This is a genomic window from Brevundimonas sp. AVps31 (assembly GCF_058681355.1).
The window spans coordinates 2,402,636-2,419,659 of sequence record NZ_CM178736.1; the positions used below are offsets into that span (position 1 = coordinate 2,402,636).

Here is a 17,024-nt window from a genome sequence, read left to right on the forward strand (position 1 = left end):
CGCGATCGCAACAGCAGGCTGACATGACGCCGTCGTCGCCAGAACCCGCGGCCCTGGTCGAGCGCCTCGCGGCGGTGGCCGCGCGCCCGACCAGCGCGGTCGCGGAACACAATCTGGCGGCCCTGCTGGGCGACCTCGGACGGTCCGCGGAGGCCGAGGCGGCCGCCCGCCGGGCCTTCGCCAAGGGCGGCGACGCGCCCGAGACCTGGCTGGTCCTGTCGCGCGCCCTGCTGGCCCAGAGCCGGCATGACGAGGCGGACGTGGCCTATCGCGCGGCGCTGGCCCGGCGGCCCGGCTACATCGACGCCGTCCGCGATCTGGCCCAGCTCATCTGGATGCGGACGGCGGACGGCGAACGGGCCATGGCGCCGGTGCGCGAGGCCCTGGCCCGAACGCCCGCCGACCCGGCCCTTCACCTGCTTCGCGCCACGCTGATGGATTATACGGGCGCCGAGGCCCGGACCGTCTGGCGCACCCTGACCGGCCCCGGGGTCCCGACGCATCCGGAGATCGAGCTGGCCGCCGCCCACGCCGCCCTGGCCTTCGATCCGGATCAGGCGCTTGTCCACGCGGTGAGGGCGACGTCTCTCGCCCCCGCCGACCTGCGGGCCTGGTTGCGGCTCACCGAGGTGCGGCTGGCCCGGAGGGACACGGACGAGGCCCTGGCCCTGATCGAGCCGCTGACGGAGCGCTTCCCCGCCGATCAGGCCGTGCTGTCGCTCGCCGGCCTCGCCCGGCGGCTGGCCGGACGTCCGTCGGACGATCTGGACCTGGTTCAGGCCCATGTCATCGACACCCCCGCCGGCTGGCCGGATCTGCCGTCCTTTCTGTCCGATCTGGCCGGGTCCTTGCGGCGGCTCCACGGCCTGCGGACCCACCCGCTGGGGCAGAGCCTGCGTCACGGCACCCAGACGGCGGTCGATCTGAAGGCCAGCGAGGATCCGGTGATCCAGTCCTTTCTGGGCGCGGTCCAGGGCCCGATCAGCCGGCACGTGGCGGCGCTGGGCGTCGGCGCCGATCCCCTGCGCGCCCGCAATACCGGCGCCTGGCGGATGGCCGGCTGCTGGTCGGTCCAGCTGGCGCCGGGCGGCTTCCACGCCCCCCATGTGCATCCCAACGGCTGGCTGTCGTCGGCCTGCTACATCGAGGTCCCGGCCGTCGTTGAGGCGGGTGGCCATCAGGGATGGCTCGGCTTCGGCGGCGCGCCTTTCGCCCCCGAGGTCTTCCCCCCCGAGCGGTTCGAGAAGCCCGAGCCGGGCAAGCTGGTGCTTTTCCCCTCCTATCTGTGGCATGGCACCGTCCCGTTTACGGGCGACCGACCTCGCCTGACCGTAGCCTTCGACGTCGTACCCGCATGATCTCCTCCGCCCGCCCGCTCGCCGTGTTCGATATCGACGGGACGCTCGTTGACAGTCGCGCCTCCATCCACCGCGCCGCCTGCGAGGCCGCGCGCGACATGGGCCTGCCCGAGCCGGAGTATGACCGGGTCCGCATGATCGTGGGCCTGTCGCTGGAGCATGCGATGGCGGTGCTGGAGCCGGGGCTGGACGCCGGGGGGCTGGCCCGCTTCGTCGCCGGCTTCCGCGCCAGCTTCAACCGGATGTATGCCGAGGGGCACGAGGAGCCGCTGTATGACGGCGCCATGGACCACCTGCGCCGCCTGCACCGCGATGGCTGGCGGCTGGCGCTGGCGACCGGCCAGAACCGCCGCGGCGTCGCCCGCAATCTGGCGCGTCAGGGCTGGGCCGACCTGTTCCTCTCCAGCCATTGCGCCGAGGACGGGCCCGGCAAGCCGGACCCCGCCATGCTCCACGCCGCCATGGCCGCCTGCGGGGCTGACCCGGCCTCGACCGTCATGATCGGCGACACCGCCCATGACGCGACCATGGCCGTCAAGGCGGGCGTCCTGCCGCTGGGCGTCGGCTGGGGCTTTCACACGCCCGAGGAACAGATCGCCGGCGGCGCCCGCCATGTGGCCAGGAGCTTCGGCGAGCTGAACGTGGTGCTGGACGGGTTCGCCCGGACCTACGCCTGATTTCGAGAGATCTGATGAGCCACATTCCCCCCCTCGATCCCATGGTCGCCGCCCGCAAGGGCTTTCGCGAGTCCGAGGAGCGGCTGAAGCGTTTCTGGACGGCGGTCGATGTGGCCGAAGGGGAGGGGGGCTGGAGCGTCACCCTCGACGGGCGAACGCCAAAGACCCCGGGCCATGCGAAACTGACCCTGCCGACGCAGGCCGCCGCGCAACTGGTCGCCGACGAATGGGCGGCGCAAGGCGAGTTCATCGACCCCGGGACCATGCCCGCCACCCGTCTGGCCTCCACCGCCATCGACCGGGTCAGTCAGGTGCGCGAGGCCGTGGCCGAGGAACTCGCCGCCTACGCCGGGACCGACCTGCTCTGCTATCCCGCCGAGGCGCCCGGCTCGCTGGTCGCCCAGCAGGCGCGCGAGTGGGGGGCGTGGCTGGTGTGGGCGCGGGATCTGGGCGTGCCGCTTGAGGTCGCCGAGGGCGTCACCCACCGATCGCAGGACCCCGCCGCCGTGGCCCGCGTCCGCGAGCTGGCGCTGGCGCTGGACGACTTCGCCCTGACCGGACTGGCCGCGCTCGTGCCCCTGCTGGGTTCGGCCGTGCTGGGGCTGGCGGTGCAGCGCGGCGAGGTGTCTGGCGAACTGGCCTATGACCTGTCCCGCATCGACGAGGCCTTCCAGGAATCGCGCTGGGGCGTGGACGAGGAAAACGCCACTCGCACCGCCGCCCGCCGCGCCGAGGCCGCCCTGTTCGACCGGTGGTTCCGCGTGCTGGAGGGCTGACCCCTCCGTCTCGCCGGCTTCGCCGCCGAGCCACCTCCCCACTGCATGGAGAGGTGATCTCCAGCCTCACCTCTCCACGCAGTAGGGAGGGGGACTATGCGAGCCTTTGGGCGAAGCATGGTGGAGGGGTTACTTTCCAATCCGGAAAGTTTCCACTTGCCAATATGGAAAGTGACGCCTACTCTTTCCGTATTGGAAAATAAGGAGTTCGCCGTGACGCAGGATCCCACCCCGCAGGAGGCCTTGGCCGCCATCAAGGCCGCGCGCAGCAGCGTCGCGCCGCCGCCCCACTATCCGATTGCCTACGACCTGCTTTACGGCGCCGTCTGCGGTCTGTTGGTGGCGGGGCAGGGCATGCCCCGGCCGTGGTCCTTCGTCGCGCTGCCGGTCGCCATGGCGGGGCTCGCCTTCATGGTGGTGAGCTGGCGCAAACATTACGGCTGGTGGGTCAGCGGCTTCTCGCCCCGGCGCGCCCGCTGGGCCGCCTTCGGCTTGGGGGGCGTCTTTCTGGGCCTGATCGGCCTGTCGCTGTACGGGCGCGTGGTCGGTCCGGACTGGCTGTTCATGGTCTCGGGCGGCCTCGGCTTCGTCGCCGCCATCGTCGGCAGCCGCATCTGGATGCATCTGTGGCGTAAGGAACTGGTGGAGGCGCCGCGATGAGCCCTGTCCCGGTCTTCGATCCCGTTATCCACGCCCCGGGCCGGTTGCAGATCTGCGCCATTCTCTCAGGCGTCGACAATGCCGAGTTCGCCATGATCCGCGACCGCATCGGCGTGTCGGATTCGGTTCTGTCCAAACACATCAAACAGCTGGAGGAGGCGGGCTACGTCGCCCTGACCAAGGCGCCCTTCGACGGTCGCCAACGGACCTGGCTCAATCTGACGGGCCCCGGCAAGAAGGCCTTTGCGGCGCATGTGGCGGAGCTTCAGAGGCTGGCGGGTATGGTTGCTGCTTCGTAGTCGCGCGGGTTCGCCCCCTCCGTCACGGCGCGAAGACGCGCCGCGCCACCTCCCCACTTTGTGGAGAGGTGACCGCGACCCTCACCTCTCTATCGAAGATGGGGAGGGGGACCATGCGAAGCATGCTGGAGGGGTCCCGCTTGCCAGTCCGCCCGCGTCTCCTTAAGCCTCCGCCCCAAGGAGACGCCTCATGAACACCATCCTCGACCAGCTTGAATCCCGCCGCGCGGCCGCCCGTATGGGCGGGGGTGAAGCCCGCATCGCGGCCCAGCACGCCAAGGGCAAGCTGACCGCGCGCGAACGGATCGAGGTCCTGCTGGACGAGGGCTCGTTCGAGGAGACCGACATGTTCGTGGAGCACCGCTCGCACGACTTCGGCATGGAGAAGCAGCGCATCCCCGGCGACGGCGTGGTGACGGGGCGGGGGACCATCGGCGGGCGGCTGGTCTATGTCTTCTCCAAGGACTTCACCGTCTTCGGCGGCTCGCTGTCGGGCGCCCATGCGGCCAAGATCGTCAAGCTGCAGAAGATGGCCCTGACCACCGGCGCGCCGATCATCGGCCTGTTCGACGCCGGCGGCGCCCGCATCCAGGAGGGCGTCGAGTCGTTGGCCGGTTATGCCGACATCTTCCTGCAGAACACCCTGGCCTCGGGCGTCATCCCCCAGATCAGCGTCATCATGGGGCCGTGCGCGGGCGGCGACGTCTACTCGCCCGCCATCACCGACTTCATCTTCATGGTGAAGGACACCTCCTACATGTACGTGACCGGCCCCGACGTGGTGAAGACGGTCACCAACGAGGTCGTGACGCACGAGGACCTGGGCGGCGCCTCGGTCCATACGAAGAAGTCCGGCGTCTCGGACGGCGCCTTCGAGAACGATCTGGAGGCCCTGTCGGAGGTCCGCCGCCTGATCGGCTTCCTGCCCCTGTCGAACCGCGAGAAGCCGCCGGTCCGCGACAGCTATGACGATCCGGAGCGGGATGAGGCGTCGCTGGACACCCTGATCCCGGCCAATCCGAACCAGCCCTATGACATGAAGGAGCTGATCCTGAAGACGGTCGACGAGTCCGAGTTCTTCGAGATCGGCGCCGACTTCGCCCGCAACATCATCTGTGGCTTCGGCCGTCTGGACGGCCAGTCGGTCGGCATCGTCGCCAACCAGCCCCAGGTGCTGGCGGGGGTGCTGGACATCGACTCCAGCCGCAAGGCCGCCCGCTTCGTCCGCTTCTGCGACGCCTTCGACATTCCGCTGGTGACGCTGGTCGACGTGCCCGGCTTCATGCCCGGCACCCGTCAGGAGTACGGCGCCCTGATCAAGCACGGCGCCAAGCTGCTTTTCGCCTATGCCGAGGCCACCGTGCCCAAGCTGACCCTGATCACCCGCAAGGCCTATGGCGGCGCCTATGACGTCATGTCGTCGAAACACCTGCGCGGCGACGTAAACTATGCCTGGCCCACCGCCGAGATCGCCGTCATGGGCGCCAAGGGCGCGGTCGAGATCATCTTCCGCAAGGAGGCCGGCGACCCGGAGGCGCTGGCGGCGCGGGAGGCCGAGTACAAGGAACGGTTTGCCAACCCCTTCGTGGCGGCCTCGCTGGGCTACATCGACGACGTGATCATGCCGCACGGGACGCGGCGGAGACTGATCAAGGCGCTACGGACGCTGAAGGGGAAGGTGCAGGAGAACCCGTGGAAGAAGCACGATAATATTCCGCTGTAGCTCAGGCTTCGCTAATTGGGGGAAGTTCTAGGCCAGCCACGCGTCGCCAAGCATCCACTACATTTTGAAGAACTGTGGACAGGGGGCGCTTTCCGCTTTTTGCGAGGATCAGAACTTGGTCGGTCCCGCCGTACTTACCCTCGCCGTAGGGAACCTCCCCGTAGCCAGACTCCACGGCTAGAACTGCATCGCGCGAAGAGACAGTCCGCTCAGCGCTTCTGAGTCGTGAGTGCTTGAGGGCGTCGGCAACGTCGCCCAGAAGCCGCACATCTTTGGAGGGGGTCTCTGAACGGAGAGCAAAGCAAAATCCCTCCAGCCAATCCTGTGCAGCGCGATAGTCTTTCACTTTGGGTAGCCACGCTGGGGACTCCGCGACCACGATCTCAACGAAGTGGTGCAGATACAACGTTGCCGCTCCGCCTTCGCGCAACGCTTTGAGCTTTGCCGCTCGAAGAGCGGTCTGGTCGTTAGCCCTTCTTGCTGCAGTGAGTTCATTCTCCGCGCCGAGGTAAGCCTGCCACGCGGGGATCACGATCTCCGAAAAGTGCTCTCGCCAACCCAGGTCCATTCACGTCTCCTGTCCGTCGACCTTATGGTGTAGCTATGGCTTTCGCCAACCTCCTCTTCCTCTGCTCCCGCAACCGCCTCCGCTCCCCCACGGCCGAGCAGGTGTTCGCCAACCGCTCCGGCGTCGAGACCGCCTCCGCCGGGCTGGCGCCGGATGCGGAGGAGCAATGCTCCGCTGAGCTGGTGGAGTGGGCCGACCTCATCTTCGTCATGGAGAAGGCGCACCGGGCGCGGCTGCAGCGCCGCTTCAAGGCTCACCTCAAGCGCGCCCGCGTCATCTGCCTCGACATCCCTGACGACTACGCCTTCATGCAGCCCGAACTGTTGGCGCTGCTGGAGAAGAAGGTGGGGCCTCATCTTCCCCGGGGATGAGGGATTTCGCGCTTGTCATCCCGGCCGAAGCGAAGCGGAGAGCCGGGACGGGGCCGAACAAAAACTATCTCTTCCGGACAGCCCATCGGGCTGAGCCGGAAGCAGGGTTCCGCTCGCACACTGTGCTGATCAAGATCACGGCCGGCCGTCGCCCGGATAACTGCTCCGCAGTTTCCGGGCGGGATGGGAGGGGCGTCACGCCGTCCCGGCTCTCCGCTTCGCTTCGGCCGGGATGACAAGAGGTTCCGCTTGCAGGCTCGCGAACGTGCGTCCTAAGGTTGCATAATGCGTGACCCGGACCAGAGCTACTGGGTTTACATTGTCGCCAGCGGCCCTTGCGGCTGGCTGTACGTCGGCATGACCAACGACCTGATCCGTCGGATAGACGAGCACCGGCATGGCCAGATCGACGGCTACAGTCGCGAACGCGGGACGGATCGGCTCGTCTGGTACGAACGGCATCGCTACGTCGATCAGGCCATCGTGCGCGAGAAGCGGATCAAGCGGTGGCTGCGGCCCTGGAAGTTCGCGCTGATCGAGGACACGAACCCGCATTGGGCCGACCTCTATCCCGATGTGCTGCGGGAGGCCGGCTGACGGTCCTCACCACCCCGTCCTCCCCCGCGCGGCGGCGCACGCCCGCTCCAGCACGGTGCGGGACACCGAGTTTGGCGTCGTCGCCGTCCATTCGGCGTCGGGGAAGGCGCGGGCCTCCAGCGCCTCGGTCAGGTTGTTGCCGGCGTAGAGGGTCATCTCGACCGTCCGCTGACGCAGGCCCGCGCAGTCGAGCTGGCGGCGTTGCCGGTTGGAGCGGGTGGTGAAGCCGCCGATCTCGAACGGCGCGTAGTACTCATGCCGGACGGTGGCGGTGACGATCTCGCCGTCGCGCGTGACGCCCGGCGCCTGACCCAGGGCCACCGCCATCTGATCGGCGGCGAGGATGACCCAGCCATCGGTCCGGACCGTGCGCTCAACCCATGTGCGCAGCGCGGTCTCGCTCATGGCGGTCGGGGCGGTCGGAGCGGGCGCGGCCTGGGGCGTCGACGAGAGGGCGAGGGCGAACAGGGCGACGATCATCAGGCGACAGTGGCCCGCCCTGCCGCTGGCGGCAATCGCTCACTCCACCAGCGCGTTCGCGGCGACCACCAGCCCGGTGGTCAGCAGGAACAGGCCGATCGACCAGGCCCAGGCCCGCGGCCGGCTCATCCCGCCCTGCACCGTCATCAGCCACCGGCTCTGGATCGAGACGTACCAGATGCTGGCGGCCACAACGATGGCGGCGCCCGACAGGGTGGTCCACAGCGCCGGGTCCTGCACCCCCAGCGAGCCGAGGCTGACCAGGATGGAGGTGGCGCCCGACAGGTAGCACTGGGCGAAGAAGGGCGGGCGCAGGCTGTCGCGGTCGATCTTGTGCTTCGACAGCTTGAGCCAGGCCCAGGCGAAGATCAGCGGATGCAGGCTGAACATCAGCGCCCGGAAGGCCAGCAGGTTCTGGTCGCTGGAGGCGACCAGACGCCCGAGGGTGTTCTGGCCGGTTTCGACCCTGAAGCCGAAAATCACCTCCAGCCCGTGCGCCAGCAGGATGCTCAGCACCAGGAACAGGGGCGGGCTCAGGGTTTCCAGATACTGCTGGTCCGGCTTGTCGCGCTGCTCACTGTCCGAATAACGCATCGTCTTCAGCGGATGCCGCAGCGTCATGACCAGCGTCCGCGGATAGAAGAGCAGCCACGACATGACCTCGTACAGCAGTTCCTCGACGGACCGCAGGATGGTCAGGACGTTCATGGGGTTGCTCCCTGGCATGGGGGGAGGTTAGCGCGGACCGGTCGCCGTCGTCATCCCGAGGTTTCCGGTCGGGACGACGAGTACGAGGATGATCAAGGTCAAGGCGCATGACGCAAGCGTTCAATCCTGACGCATCGGCCCGCTGAACTGCCGGCTTCAGGTCTTTGACGATCGCATCCGTCCGAGCACGCCGATTGCGCTCTTTGCACCCTGTTGGTCGCTCACCCTTCGAACGCGGTGATGATCGGGCAGGGGCCCGCGCCACCTTCGCCGCAGGCGTTCGCCAGCCGACGCAGCGCGGCGCGCGCCGTCTCCAGCTCGGCGATCTTCGCGTCCAGCTCGGTCAGCCGGACCTTCGCCAACTCCCGCGCCCGCGCCCGGTCCTGCCCTGAATCCAGCGCCAGCAGTTCGGCGATCTGCTCCAGGGTGAAACCCGCCGTCTGGGCCGAACGGATGAACCGCAGCCGCCGCGCCTCCGCCGCGCCGTAGCGCCTGATTCCACCATCACCGGACGGCGTCTCCAACAGGCCGCGGCGCTGGTAATAGCGGACGGTCTCCACCCCCACGCCGCCCACACGGGCCAGTCCGCCGATGGTCAGATCTCTCATGTCTTGACTCCGTACCATGGTACGGACCCCACATAGGGTGCGGCCCTCTGTCGGCAAGCTGGAGATTCCGATGTCAGACCCTGAAAAGACCGCTGTCCTCTACCGCATGGTCATGCCCGACCATGTCTGTCCCTATGGCCGCAAGGCGCTGTGGCTGCTGAAACGCAAGGGTTATGCGGTCGAGGACCGCTGGCTGGAGACGCGCGAGGCGACCGACGCTTTCAAGTCCGACCATGACGTGAAGACGACGCCCCAGACCTTCATCGACGGCAAGCGGGTGGGCGGCTACGACGACCTGCGCCGCTTCTTCGGTCAGCGGGTGGCGGAGCCCGGCGCCACCAGTTACGTCCCGGTGCTCGTGGTCTTCGCCGTGGCGCTGCTGATCGCCCTGCCGGTGGTCTGGCTGAAGGACGGACCGGTGCTGTCCGGACTGCTGCCGACCTTCATCGCTATCGCCATGTGTTTGCTGGCGATGCTCAAGCTGCAGGACGTCGAGAAATTCTCGACCATGTTCCTGAACTACGACCTCCTGGCGCAGAAATGGCCGCCCTACGGCTACCTCTATCCCTTCCTGGAGTTGGGGGCCGGGGTGCTGATGCTGGCGGGCATACTGACGGTGGTGTCGGCCCCCGTGGCGCTCGTCATCGGCGGCATTGGCGCGCTGTCGGTCTTCAAGGCTGTCTACATCGACAGGCGTCATCTGAAATGCGCCTGCGTCGGCGGCTCGACCAATGTCCCGCTCGGCTTCGTCTCCCTGACCGAAAACCTGATGATGATCGGCATGGCGGTCTGGATGCTGGCCGCGGGACATTAGGCGCGACGACGTCAGCGAATCAGCGCATTTCTGATACACGTATAGCGAGTAATGACCGTTTTTGTAGCCAGAGTAGGTCGTTGACCATGTGGATGCGAGGATTGGAGGGGGCGGTTCGCGTGCGCTGCCCGGAGTGCTGCGAGGCCGACTGGCGGACGCGGATCGAGCTGGAGAGCGACCGCCCGTTCACCTGCTACATGTGCCTGTGCCGCAGTCCCAAACCGTTGCCCGCGCGAGGACTGACGGAGGGCTGCGCCGTCCGTCTGGCCCATATGGGAACTGCCGTCCGCAGACTGCTCCGGCGCGCGCCGCCCGGGGCCCGGGTCTGAGCCTCAGACCAGCTGACGCAGGCCCGCTCTCAGGGCGTCGCCGCCGCCGACCAGCTCGGCCTCGACCCTTGCATGCTCCGCCACCCAGATCGGGGTGGTCTGCGCCAGCAAGGCGCGGCCGGCTCCGGTCAGGGCCACCCGACGCCCCCGCCGGTCTTGCGGATCGACGGTGGTGATCACCGCCCCCAGCCGCTCCAGCGGCTTCAGATTGGCCGTCACGGTGGAGCGGTCCATGGCCAGGGTGTCCGCCACCTGACCGATGGTCGGCGGGGCGGGGCGGTTCAGGCTGTTCAAAAGCGAGAACTGACCGCTGGTGATCCCGAACGGCCGGAACGCCTCGTCGAACCGGCGCGACAGCGCCCGCGCCGCCCGCTGCGCATGCAGGCACAGGCAGTGGTCACGGATGTGCAGGGTCGTCGCGAAGGCGGCGGGGACGTTTGACATGGCGTTGTGGATAGTTTGATATCAACCTATTCGTCAATGAAGCGGCGCGGACGGCGCCGGCAGCGTGGAAGGAACGCCCCATGATCCAGGTCACCGCCTTCAAATGGGTGCCGCCCTTCGCCCAGGGCTCGGTCCGCGACCTAAGGGTCCGCTGGGCGCTGGAGGAGGCCGGGCTGGGCTATGACGACCGGCTGATCGGATTCGAGGACCAGGCCACCGCCGAGTACCGGGCCATGCAGCCGTTCGGCCAGGTTCCGGCCTACCGGGACGACCGGGTCGAGATGTTCGAGAGCGGCGCCATCGTGTTGTGGATCGCCCAGAACTCCGATCAGCTGATGCCCGCCGACGACGCGGGGCGCGCCATGGTCATGACCTGGTTGTTCGCGGCCATGAACAGCGTCGAGCCCTGTGTCGCCGAACTGGCGACCATCGACCTGTTCAACGCCGACAAGGACTGGGCTAAGGCCCGCCGGCCTGAGGTCGAGGCTTTTGTGCGCAAGCGACTGGGTGATCTGCAGACCGCGCTCGGCGGCCGCCGCTGGTTCGCCAACGACCGTTTCAGCGCCGCCGACATCCTGATGACCCATGTGCTGCGCGACCTGCGTCACACCGACATCGTCGCCGACTTCCCCGGGCTGAGGGATTATGTGGTCCGCAACGAGGCCCGTCCGGCCTTCAGGCGCGCGCTGGCGGATCAGTTGAAGCCGTTCAGGGCGGCGGAGGCGAAGAACCCCGCGCTGGTCGGCGGCGCCTGAGATGGCGCGCCTCATCTTCGGCATGAACCAGTCGCTGGACGGCTATGTGGACCACGACGCCTTCGCGCCCGACGTCGTCTTGTTCCGTCATTTCATCGATCAGGTGCGCGGCCAGGCCGGCAGTCTCTATGGCCGCCGTCTGTACGAGATCATGGCCTACTGGGACGAGGACCATCCGGAATGGTCGGCGGACGAGCGCGAGTTCGCCGAGGCGTGGCGCGCCCACCCGAAATGGGTCGTTTCACGCACCCTGACCTCCGTCGGCCCCAACGCCACCCTGATCTCCCACGACGTCGAAGCGGCGGTCCGCACGCTGAAGGCCGAGGTCGAGGGCGAGATCGAGGTCGGCGGCCCGGAACTGGCGAAGAGCCTGGGGGACCTGGGCCTGATCGACGCTTACCGCATCTATCTGCACCCCTATGTGACCGGCGGCGGCAGGCCCTATTTCGCCGGTCCGCGGCCGCGGCTCCGGCTGGTGGACAGCGAGCGGATCGGGGATGACGCCATCCTGCTGACCTATGTGCCGGCCTAGCGGCTCCGGACCAGCGCGTCGCGCTCCTCGGCCGTCAGCATCCGCCATTTGCCCTCGGGCAGGTTGTCCAGCTTCAGCGGGCCGATGCGGACGCGGAGAAGGTCGGTGACCTCCAGTTCGACCATCTCGCACATGCGGCGGATCTGGCGGTTGCGGCCTTCGCGCAGGATGAATTTCAGTCGCTGCGACTCCATCCGGCTGACATAGGCCGGCTTCAGCTGGCGGCCGTCCAGCATCAGGCCGTGGCGCAGGATCTTCAGCTTCTTCTCGGTGATGTCGCCGGTCACGCGGACCAGATATTCCTTGTCGAGGTCGGACTCCGGCCCGATCACCGCCTTGGCCACCACCCCGTCCGAGGACAGCATCAGCAGGCCGCGCGAATCCTCGTCCAGTCGGCCGATGGGGGGCAGGGAGATGTCGCCCGGAACCTCGCCCGGCCCGACCTGGGTGCCCGCGCTGATCAGGCGGATGGCCGGCAGCTTGTCCGGCTCCGGCTGGCCCGAGACGTAGCCGGTCGGCTTGTGGATCACGACGGTGATGCCCTCGGCCAGCTGGGCCGTGGCCGTGTCGTTCAGCGTCAGGGTCTGGCCGGGCTCCAGCTTGCGGCCCGCGTCGCGCACCACCTCGCCGTCGATGGACACCAGACCGTCGGCGATCAGGGCGTCGGCCTCGCGCCGTGAACAGACCCCCGTCTGTCCCAGCCACTTGTTGATGCGGACGGGTTCGGCGCCGTCATAGGTCTTCGTGAAACTCATGCGGCGGCCTCTAGCACGTCCCGGGCGATCAAACCGCCCGGAACAGCAGCATGATGTTGTTCGACGGCATCTCGATCCGCTGCGTCAGGGCCAGCCCCGCCGTCTTCGCCTCGGCCGCGACGGCGTCGCGCTCGCGCAGGCCCCAGTCGGGGTTGCGGCTCTTCAGGCTGAGATCGAACTCAACATTGGACGGCGCCAGCTCGACCTCCGCTTCGCGATAGGGGCCGTACAGGACCAGCAGGCCGCCGGGACGGCGCAGGGTTCGGCCCGCCAGCCGCATCAGCCCCTCGGTCGCCGCCCAGGGGCTGATGTGGATCATGTTCACGCACAGGACGGCGTCCACCGGATCGGCGGGCCATCCGGCCTCATCGGTCATGTCGAGCGCGAGCGGGGCCTGAAGGTTGGGCAGGTTCGCCTGCGCGGCCCAGGCGGCGATGCTGGCGCGGGCCTCTGGCGACGGGTCGCTGGGCGTCCACGTCAGATCGGGCAGGGCGGCGGCGAAGGCGACGGCGTGCTGGCCCGCCCCTGCGGCGATCTCCAGCACCCGGCCCCGGGCGGGCAGGTGGGCCTTGAGCGCCGAAAGGATCGGCGCCGTGTTGCGCGCCGCGGACGGGGAGGTCCGGCCGCCCGTGGGTGTGGAGATGATCGGGTCCATCGTCTGCATGGTCGCCCGATAGCCCGCTCCGGCCCGGATCGCGACCGGAAATGTGCGGCGCGGGTGTCGGCGAGCCTGCGCGGGAGGTCGAAATTTGCGCCGGTTGACGACCCTCGCCCTTCGGTGTCATTCCGCGACTGAAACATTGCGTGATTGCACGCGAGGGGACGGCCACGGCGACGTAGATCGCCGGGCTGAACGGTTCAGGAGACGCCAAGTGACCCAGTCCATTCCCGGCCTTCACCCGGCCCCGACCCGCCATGCCGGCCTGATCGCCTGGGTCGAGCAGATCGCGGCCCTGACCAAACCGGCGCACGTCCACTGGTGCGACGGCTCGGAAGCCGAGAAGGCGGAGATTGTCGCCGACCTGATCGACAAGGGCACGCTGAAGGCGCTGGACCCGGTCAAGCGCCCCGGCAGCTACTACGCCGCCTCCGACCCCAGGGACGTCGCCCGCGTCGAGAGCCGCACCTTCATCTGCTCGGCCGATCAGGCCGACGCCGGTCCGACCAACAACTGGGCCGACCCGGTCGAGATGCGCGCGCGGATGGACGGGCTGTTCGACGGCTGCATGGCCGGGCGGACGATGTATGTCGTGCCCTTCTCGATGGGGCCGCTGGGCTCGAAGATCAGCGCCCTGGGCGTCGAGATCACCGACAGCGGCTATGTCGCCGTGTCGATGGGCATCATGACCCGCATGGGCCAGCCGGCGCTGGACGTGCTGGGCGACGACGGCGTCTTCGTGCCCGCCGTGCACACGCTCGGCGCGCCGCTGGCTGAAGGTGAAGCCGACGTGCCGTGGCCCTGCAACGAGGACAAGTGGATCGTCCACTATCCCGAGACGCGCGAGATCTGGTCCTACGGCTCGGGCTACGGCGGCAACGCCCTGCTGGGCAAGAAATGCTACGCCCTGCGCATCGCCTCCGTCATGGCCCGCGACGAGGGCTGGCTGGCCGAGCACATGCTGATCCTCAAGCTGACCGATCCGAAGGGCCGCGCCAAATACATCGCCGCCGCCTTCCCCTCGGCCTGCGGCAAGACCAACCTCGCCATGCTCCAGCCCTCCATTCCCGGCTGGAAGGCCGAGACGGTCGGTGACGACATCGCCTGGATGCGCTTCGGCGACGACGGCCGCCTGTACGCCGTGAACCCGGAAGCGGGCTTCTTCGGCGTTGCGCCGGGCACCAGCCGCAACACCAACCAGAACGCCTTGGCGACCCTGGCCTCCAACACCGTCTTCACCAACACCGGCCTGACCGATGACGGCGACGTCTGGTGGGAGGGACTGACGAAGGACGCCCCCGCCGGCATGACCAACTGGAAGGGCGCGCGCCACGACCCGGCCTCGGGCGAGCCCGCCGCCCATCCGAACGCCCGCTTCGCCGCCCCCGCCCACCAATGCCCGACCATCGCGCCGGAGTGGGAAGATCCCAAGGGCGTGCCGATCGACGCCATCCTGTTCGGCGGACGTCGCGCCAGCGCCGTACCGCTGGTGACGGAAGCCTTCGACTGGGAGCACGGCGTCTTCATGGGCTCGACGGTCGCCTCGGAAGGCACCGCTGCCGCCGAGAACAAGGTCGGCGAACTGCGCCGCGACCCGTTCGCGATGCTGCCCTTCTGCGGCTACAACATGGGCGACTATTTCGCCCACTGGCTGGCCATGGGTGGCAAGACGGACGCGTCGAAGCTGCCGCGGCTCTACTTCGTCAACTGGTTCCGCAAGAACGAGGACGGCAAGTTCATCTGGCCGGGCTTCGGCGACAATGCCCGCGTGCTGAAGTGGATTTCGCAACGTCTGGACGGCGAGGCGGAGGCCGTGGACACCCCCGTCGGCCGGGTGCCGTCGGTCGATGCCCTGGACCTGTCGGGCCTGACCCTGTCGGACGCCGACCTGTCGACCCTGCTGACGGTCGACGCCGACGTCTGGGCCGAGGAGGCGGCGCTGATCCCCGACTTCTACGCCACCTTCGGCGAGCGTCTGCCCCAGGCCCTGTGGGACCAGCACGCGGCCCTGACCGCCCGTATCGAGGATAGCCGCGCCGCCGCCATCGCGGCGGAGTAGCGCCACCCGCGCTCAAGCCGCGAGCGACCGGGTCGCGAGCGTTAGCGCCCTTGCAAAAGAGACACGGCGGGTCGATGTGACCCGCCGTGTCTTCTTCCCCTGATGTGATCGTCATCGGCGCAGGCGTGCTGGGCTTGTCCAGCGCCGCCGAACTGGCTGCGCGCGGTCAGGCGGTGGTCGTGCTGGATCCCGGCGGGCCGAATGCTTCGAGCGCGGCGGCGGGGATGCTCGCGCCGGCGATGGAGAGCCTGATCGACGGCCTGTCGCCGGACCATGCGGCCGTGCTGAAACGCGGGCGCGACCTGTGGCCCGCCTTCGCCAGCCGCCATGGCCTGACCCTGCATCAGGACGGCGCGGAGTGGCGCGGGGACGATCCCGACGCCGCCCTGGATCGCCTGCACGCGCTGGGCTTCGCCGCCGAGCGCGTGGCGCAGGGTCTGTTCACCCCCGACGACTGGCGGATCGAGGCGCAGGCTGCCCTGGCGGTCCTGTCCCGAGCGGCGGGCGTGACCCGGATCACGGCCATCGCGCAACGCCTGTCTCAAGCGGACGGCGTCTGGACGGTGGTCGCCGACGGCGGTCGGCGCTGGTCCGCGCCTGCGCTGGTGCTGGCGACCGGGGCGGCGGCGGCGTTGGAGGGCCTGCCTGACGACGTGATGCAGCTGGTCAATGGGATCGAGCCGATCCGGGGGCAGCTGACGCCTCTCCGAGGCGCGGCGCCCGGACGCGTGCTGCGGGGGCCGGGCGGTTATGCGACCCCGACGGCGGACGGCGTCCTGTGCGGGGCCACCATGCAGTCAGGCCAGCGCGGGCTGGAGCCGGACATGGAGATGGCGGCGAAACAGGCGGCCAACGGCCGGGGGCTGACCGGCGGCGACGGAGAAGCGGGCGCGCCGCGCGTCGGCATCCGCGGCGCGTCGCCTGACGGCCTGCCCCTCGCGGGATCGACCGGCGCGCCGGGTCTGTTCCTCGCCCTGGCGCCCCGCCGTAACGGTTGGCTGCTGGGGCCGATGGTCGGGCGGATCGTGGCCGACGGACTTGAGGGCTGCGCGCCTCTTGCGGACGCCGCGGCCCTCTCGCCCCTCCGGTTCGTTAATCGGCCGGCGGCACGAAGCGCAGGTTGATCACGACCCGGGACCCTTCCGCCGCCCCGTCCACGGTGCGGGGATTGACCCTGAAGAAGCGCGACAGACGCTGGGCCGCTTGGCCGAAGCCGTTGCCTGCCGGCGTTTCGCCGGTGACAGCGCAGCCCGAGACCACGCCGCTGGACTCAACCAGACAGTTCAGCGCCACCGACCCGGCCACGCCCCGGTCCAGAGCGCGGCCCGGATAGGCCCGCATCATCTGCTCCGCCGTCGGCTGGCGGTCCCAGCTCGGGTTGCGGATCAGGCTCGCGGGTGGCTGTTCCGGCTGCGGCTGATGCGCGGGTTTGGCGTCATCCACAGATTCGCGGACCGGCGTGTCGAACGTCAGGGTCGTGCTGCCGGTCGGCTTGGCCTCGTCGCTGACGCTGGCATGAAGGACCTCGGTGTTCACCGGCACGCTGTCGGTCTGGTGCAGCGGCGGATTGGGCGCCAGCGGCTCACGCTCGGCGACCTCCGGCTTGATCGGGGGCGGGGGCGTCAGATCCAGGATCGTGCCGGTGATCCGCTCCTCGGCCTGCGTGATCGGCTGAGGCATTTCAAAGCGTTGATAGTACAGCGCCATGCCCACCCCGACGTGCGCCGCCGCCACCAGACCGATCGCGGTCCAGGTGGAGCGCGACAGCCGCCGGCCCTTGCGTTCGTGGAAGTCGATGGGGCTCACCATTCCGGGCCCGCCGGCAGTACGTATCATCATGGTCTTCGTCCCTG

General features: G+C 68.8%; 21 protein-coding genes. 13 read left to right on the plus strand and 8 right to left on the minus strand.

What is annotated here, in order from left to right; all coding sequences use genetic code 11:
* Positions 1-23: 23 nt before the first annotated feature.
* The 6 genes from ACW174_RS11710 (at position 24) to ACW174_RS11735 (ending at position 5,493) form a co-directional block, all read left to right on the plus strand.
* On the plus strand, positions 24-1,358 hold the full coding sequence (locus ACW174_RS11710; protein WP_492014600.1) for a putative 2OG-Fe(II) oxygenase: 1,335 nt from the start codon (positions 24-26) through the stop codon (positions 1,356-1,358).
* The gene (locus ACW174_RS11715) at positions 1,355-2,035 is read left to right on the plus strand and encodes an HAD-IA family hydrolase (protein ID WP_492014601.1); all 681 of its coding nucleotides are present in this window, start codon (positions 1,355-1,357) and stop codon (positions 2,033-2,035) included. Before ACW174_RS11710 ends, ACW174_RS11715 begins: the two co-directional genes overlap by 4 nt.
* 14 nt (positions 2,036-2,049) lie before the next feature.
* Positions 2,050-2,811: an ATP12 family chaperone protein gene (locus tag ACW174_RS11720; RefSeq protein WP_492014602.1), complete on the plus strand. Its 762-nt coding sequence runs from the start codon at positions 2,050-2,052 to the stop codon at positions 2,809-2,811.
* 213 nt (positions 2,812-3,024) lie between these two features.
* The gene (locus tag ACW174_RS11725) at positions 3,025-3,471 is read left to right on the plus strand and encodes a hypothetical protein (protein WP_492014603.1); all 447 of its coding nucleotides are present in this window, start codon (positions 3,025-3,027) and stop codon (positions 3,469-3,471) included.
* Positions 3,468-3,770 (plus strand): winged helix-turn-helix domain-containing protein, encoded by a 303-nt coding sequence (locus tag ACW174_RS11730; protein ID WP_492014604.1) that lies wholly within the window; start codon positions 3,468-3,470, stop codon positions 3,768-3,770. The genes ACW174_RS11725 and ACW174_RS11730 overlap by 4 nt, the downstream gene beginning before the upstream one ends.
* A 190-nt stretch (positions 3,771-3,960) precedes the next feature.
* Complete coding sequence (locus ACW174_RS11735) at positions 3,961-5,493, plus strand: acyl-CoA carboxylase subunit beta (protein ID WP_492014605.1); 1,533 nt, start codon at positions 3,961-3,963, stop codon at positions 5,491-5,493.
* 1 nt (position 5,494) lies between these two features.
* Here ACW174_RS11735 and ACW174_RS11740 read toward each other — a convergent pair whose 3' ends face one another.
* Positions 5,495-6,061 (minus strand): hypothetical protein, encoded by a 567-nt coding sequence (locus tag ACW174_RS11740; RefSeq protein ID WP_492014606.1) that lies wholly within the window; start codon positions 6,059-6,061, stop codon positions 5,495-5,497.
* Positions 6,062-6,096: 35 nt separating this feature from the next.
* Here ACW174_RS11740 and ACW174_RS11745 point away from each other — a divergent pair, with 35 nt between their 5' ends.
* Both ACW174_RS11745 and ACW174_RS11750 read left to right on the plus strand, forming a co-directional pair.
* Positions 6,097-6,432, plus strand: coding sequence for a low molecular weight protein tyrosine phosphatase family protein (locus ACW174_RS11745; RefSeq protein WP_492014607.1), 336 nt, complete (start codon positions 6,097-6,099; stop codon positions 6,430-6,432).
* 285 nt (positions 6,433-6,717) lie between these two features.
* Positions 6,718-7,029, plus strand: a complete 312-nt coding sequence (locus ACW174_RS11750; RefSeq protein ID WP_492014608.1) for a GIY-YIG nuclease family protein — start codon at positions 6,718-6,720, stop codon at positions 7,027-7,029.
* A 6-nt stretch (positions 7,030-7,035) separates the two neighbouring features.
* Here the strand turns inward: ACW174_RS11750 and ACW174_RS11755 are convergent, their stop codons facing one another.
* The 3 genes from ACW174_RS11755 to ACW174_RS11765 all read right to left on the minus strand — a co-directional run bounded on the left by ACW174_RS11755 (position 7,036) and on the right by ACW174_RS11765 (position 8,825).
* Entirely contained in the window at positions 7,036-7,509 is a 474-nt protein-coding gene (locus tag ACW174_RS11755) for a surface-adhesin E family protein (protein ID WP_492014609.1), read from the minus strand.
* Between the two features lie 39 nt (positions 7,510-7,548).
* On the minus strand, positions 7,549-8,217 hold the full coding sequence (locus ACW174_RS11760) for a hypothetical protein (RefSeq protein ID WP_492014610.1): 669 nt from the start codon (positions 8,215-8,217) through the stop codon (positions 7,549-7,551).
* A 221-nt stretch (positions 8,218-8,438) separates the two neighbouring features.
* Positions 8,439-8,825, minus strand: a complete 387-nt coding sequence (locus ACW174_RS11765) for a MerR family transcriptional regulator (protein ID WP_492014611.1) — start codon at positions 8,823-8,825, stop codon at positions 8,439-8,441.
* Positions 8,826-8,895: 70 nt separating this feature from the next.
* Between ACW174_RS11765 and ACW174_RS11770 the strand changes: the two genes are divergently transcribed.
* Positions 8,896-9,639, plus strand: a complete 744-nt coding sequence (locus tag ACW174_RS11770) for a glutaredoxin family protein (protein WP_492014612.1) — start codon at positions 8,896-8,898, stop codon at positions 9,637-9,639.
* Positions 9,640-9,971: 332 nt separating this feature from the next.
* On the opposite strand, the gene ACW174_RS11775 is transcribed toward ACW174_RS11770, so the two are convergent.
* On the minus strand, positions 9,972-10,412 hold the full coding sequence (locus ACW174_RS11775; protein WP_492014613.1) for a MarR family winged helix-turn-helix transcriptional regulator: 441 nt from the start codon (positions 10,410-10,412) through the stop codon (positions 9,972-9,974).
* Positions 10,413-10,492: 80 nt separating this feature from the next.
* Between ACW174_RS11775 and ACW174_RS11780 the strand changes: the two genes are divergently transcribed.
* Together ACW174_RS11780 and ACW174_RS11785 are read left to right on the plus strand one after the other, a co-directional pair.
* The gene (locus ACW174_RS11780; protein ID WP_492014614.1) at positions 10,493-11,167 is read left to right on the plus strand and encodes a glutathione S-transferase family protein; all 675 of its coding nucleotides are present in this window, start codon (positions 10,493-10,495) and stop codon (positions 11,165-11,167) included.
* Position 11,168: 1 nt separating this feature from the next.
* Positions 11,169-11,699 carry a dihydrofolate reductase family protein gene (locus tag ACW174_RS11785; RefSeq protein WP_492014615.1) on the plus strand — a complete coding sequence of 177 codons (531 nt, stop codon included), beginning with the start codon at positions 11,169-11,171 and terminating at the stop codon, positions 11,697-11,699.
* Here ACW174_RS11785 and ACW174_RS11790 read toward each other — a convergent pair.
* Both ACW174_RS11790 and ACW174_RS11795 read right to left on the minus strand, forming a co-directional pair.
* Positions 11,696-12,454, minus strand: coding sequence for a pseudouridine synthase (locus ACW174_RS11790; RefSeq protein ID WP_492014616.1), 759 nt, complete (start codon positions 12,452-12,454; stop codon positions 11,696-11,698). The genes ACW174_RS11785 and ACW174_RS11790 overlap by 4 nt on opposite strands.
* Before the next feature lie 28 nt (positions 12,455-12,482).
* Positions 12,483-13,118, minus strand: coding sequence for a DUF938 domain-containing protein (locus ACW174_RS11795; protein ID WP_492014617.1), 636 nt, complete (start codon positions 13,116-13,118; stop codon positions 12,483-12,485).
* A 208-nt stretch (positions 13,119-13,326) separates the two neighbouring features.
* Between ACW174_RS11795 and ACW174_RS11800 the strand changes: the two genes are divergently transcribed.
* Positions 13,327-15,171: a phosphoenolpyruvate carboxykinase (GTP) gene (locus ACW174_RS11800; RefSeq protein ID WP_492014618.1), complete on the plus strand. Its 1,845-nt coding sequence runs from the start codon at positions 13,327-13,329 to the stop codon at positions 15,169-15,171.
* A gap of 86 nt (positions 15,172-15,257) precedes the next feature.
* The gene (locus tag ACW174_RS11805; RefSeq protein WP_492014619.1) at positions 15,258-16,295 is read left to right on the plus strand and encodes an NAD(P)/FAD-dependent oxidoreductase; all 1,038 of its coding nucleotides are present in this window, start codon (positions 15,258-15,260) and stop codon (positions 16,293-16,295) included.
* On the opposite strand, the gene ACW174_RS11810 is transcribed toward ACW174_RS11805, so the two are convergent.
* Positions 16,264-17,010 (minus strand): energy transducer TonB family protein, encoded by a 747-nt coding sequence (locus ACW174_RS11810; RefSeq protein WP_492014620.1) that lies wholly within the window; start codon positions 17,008-17,010, stop codon positions 16,264-16,266. The genes ACW174_RS11805 and ACW174_RS11810 overlap by 32 nt on opposite strands.
* Between the last annotated feature and the right edge of the window lie 14 nt (positions 17,011-17,024).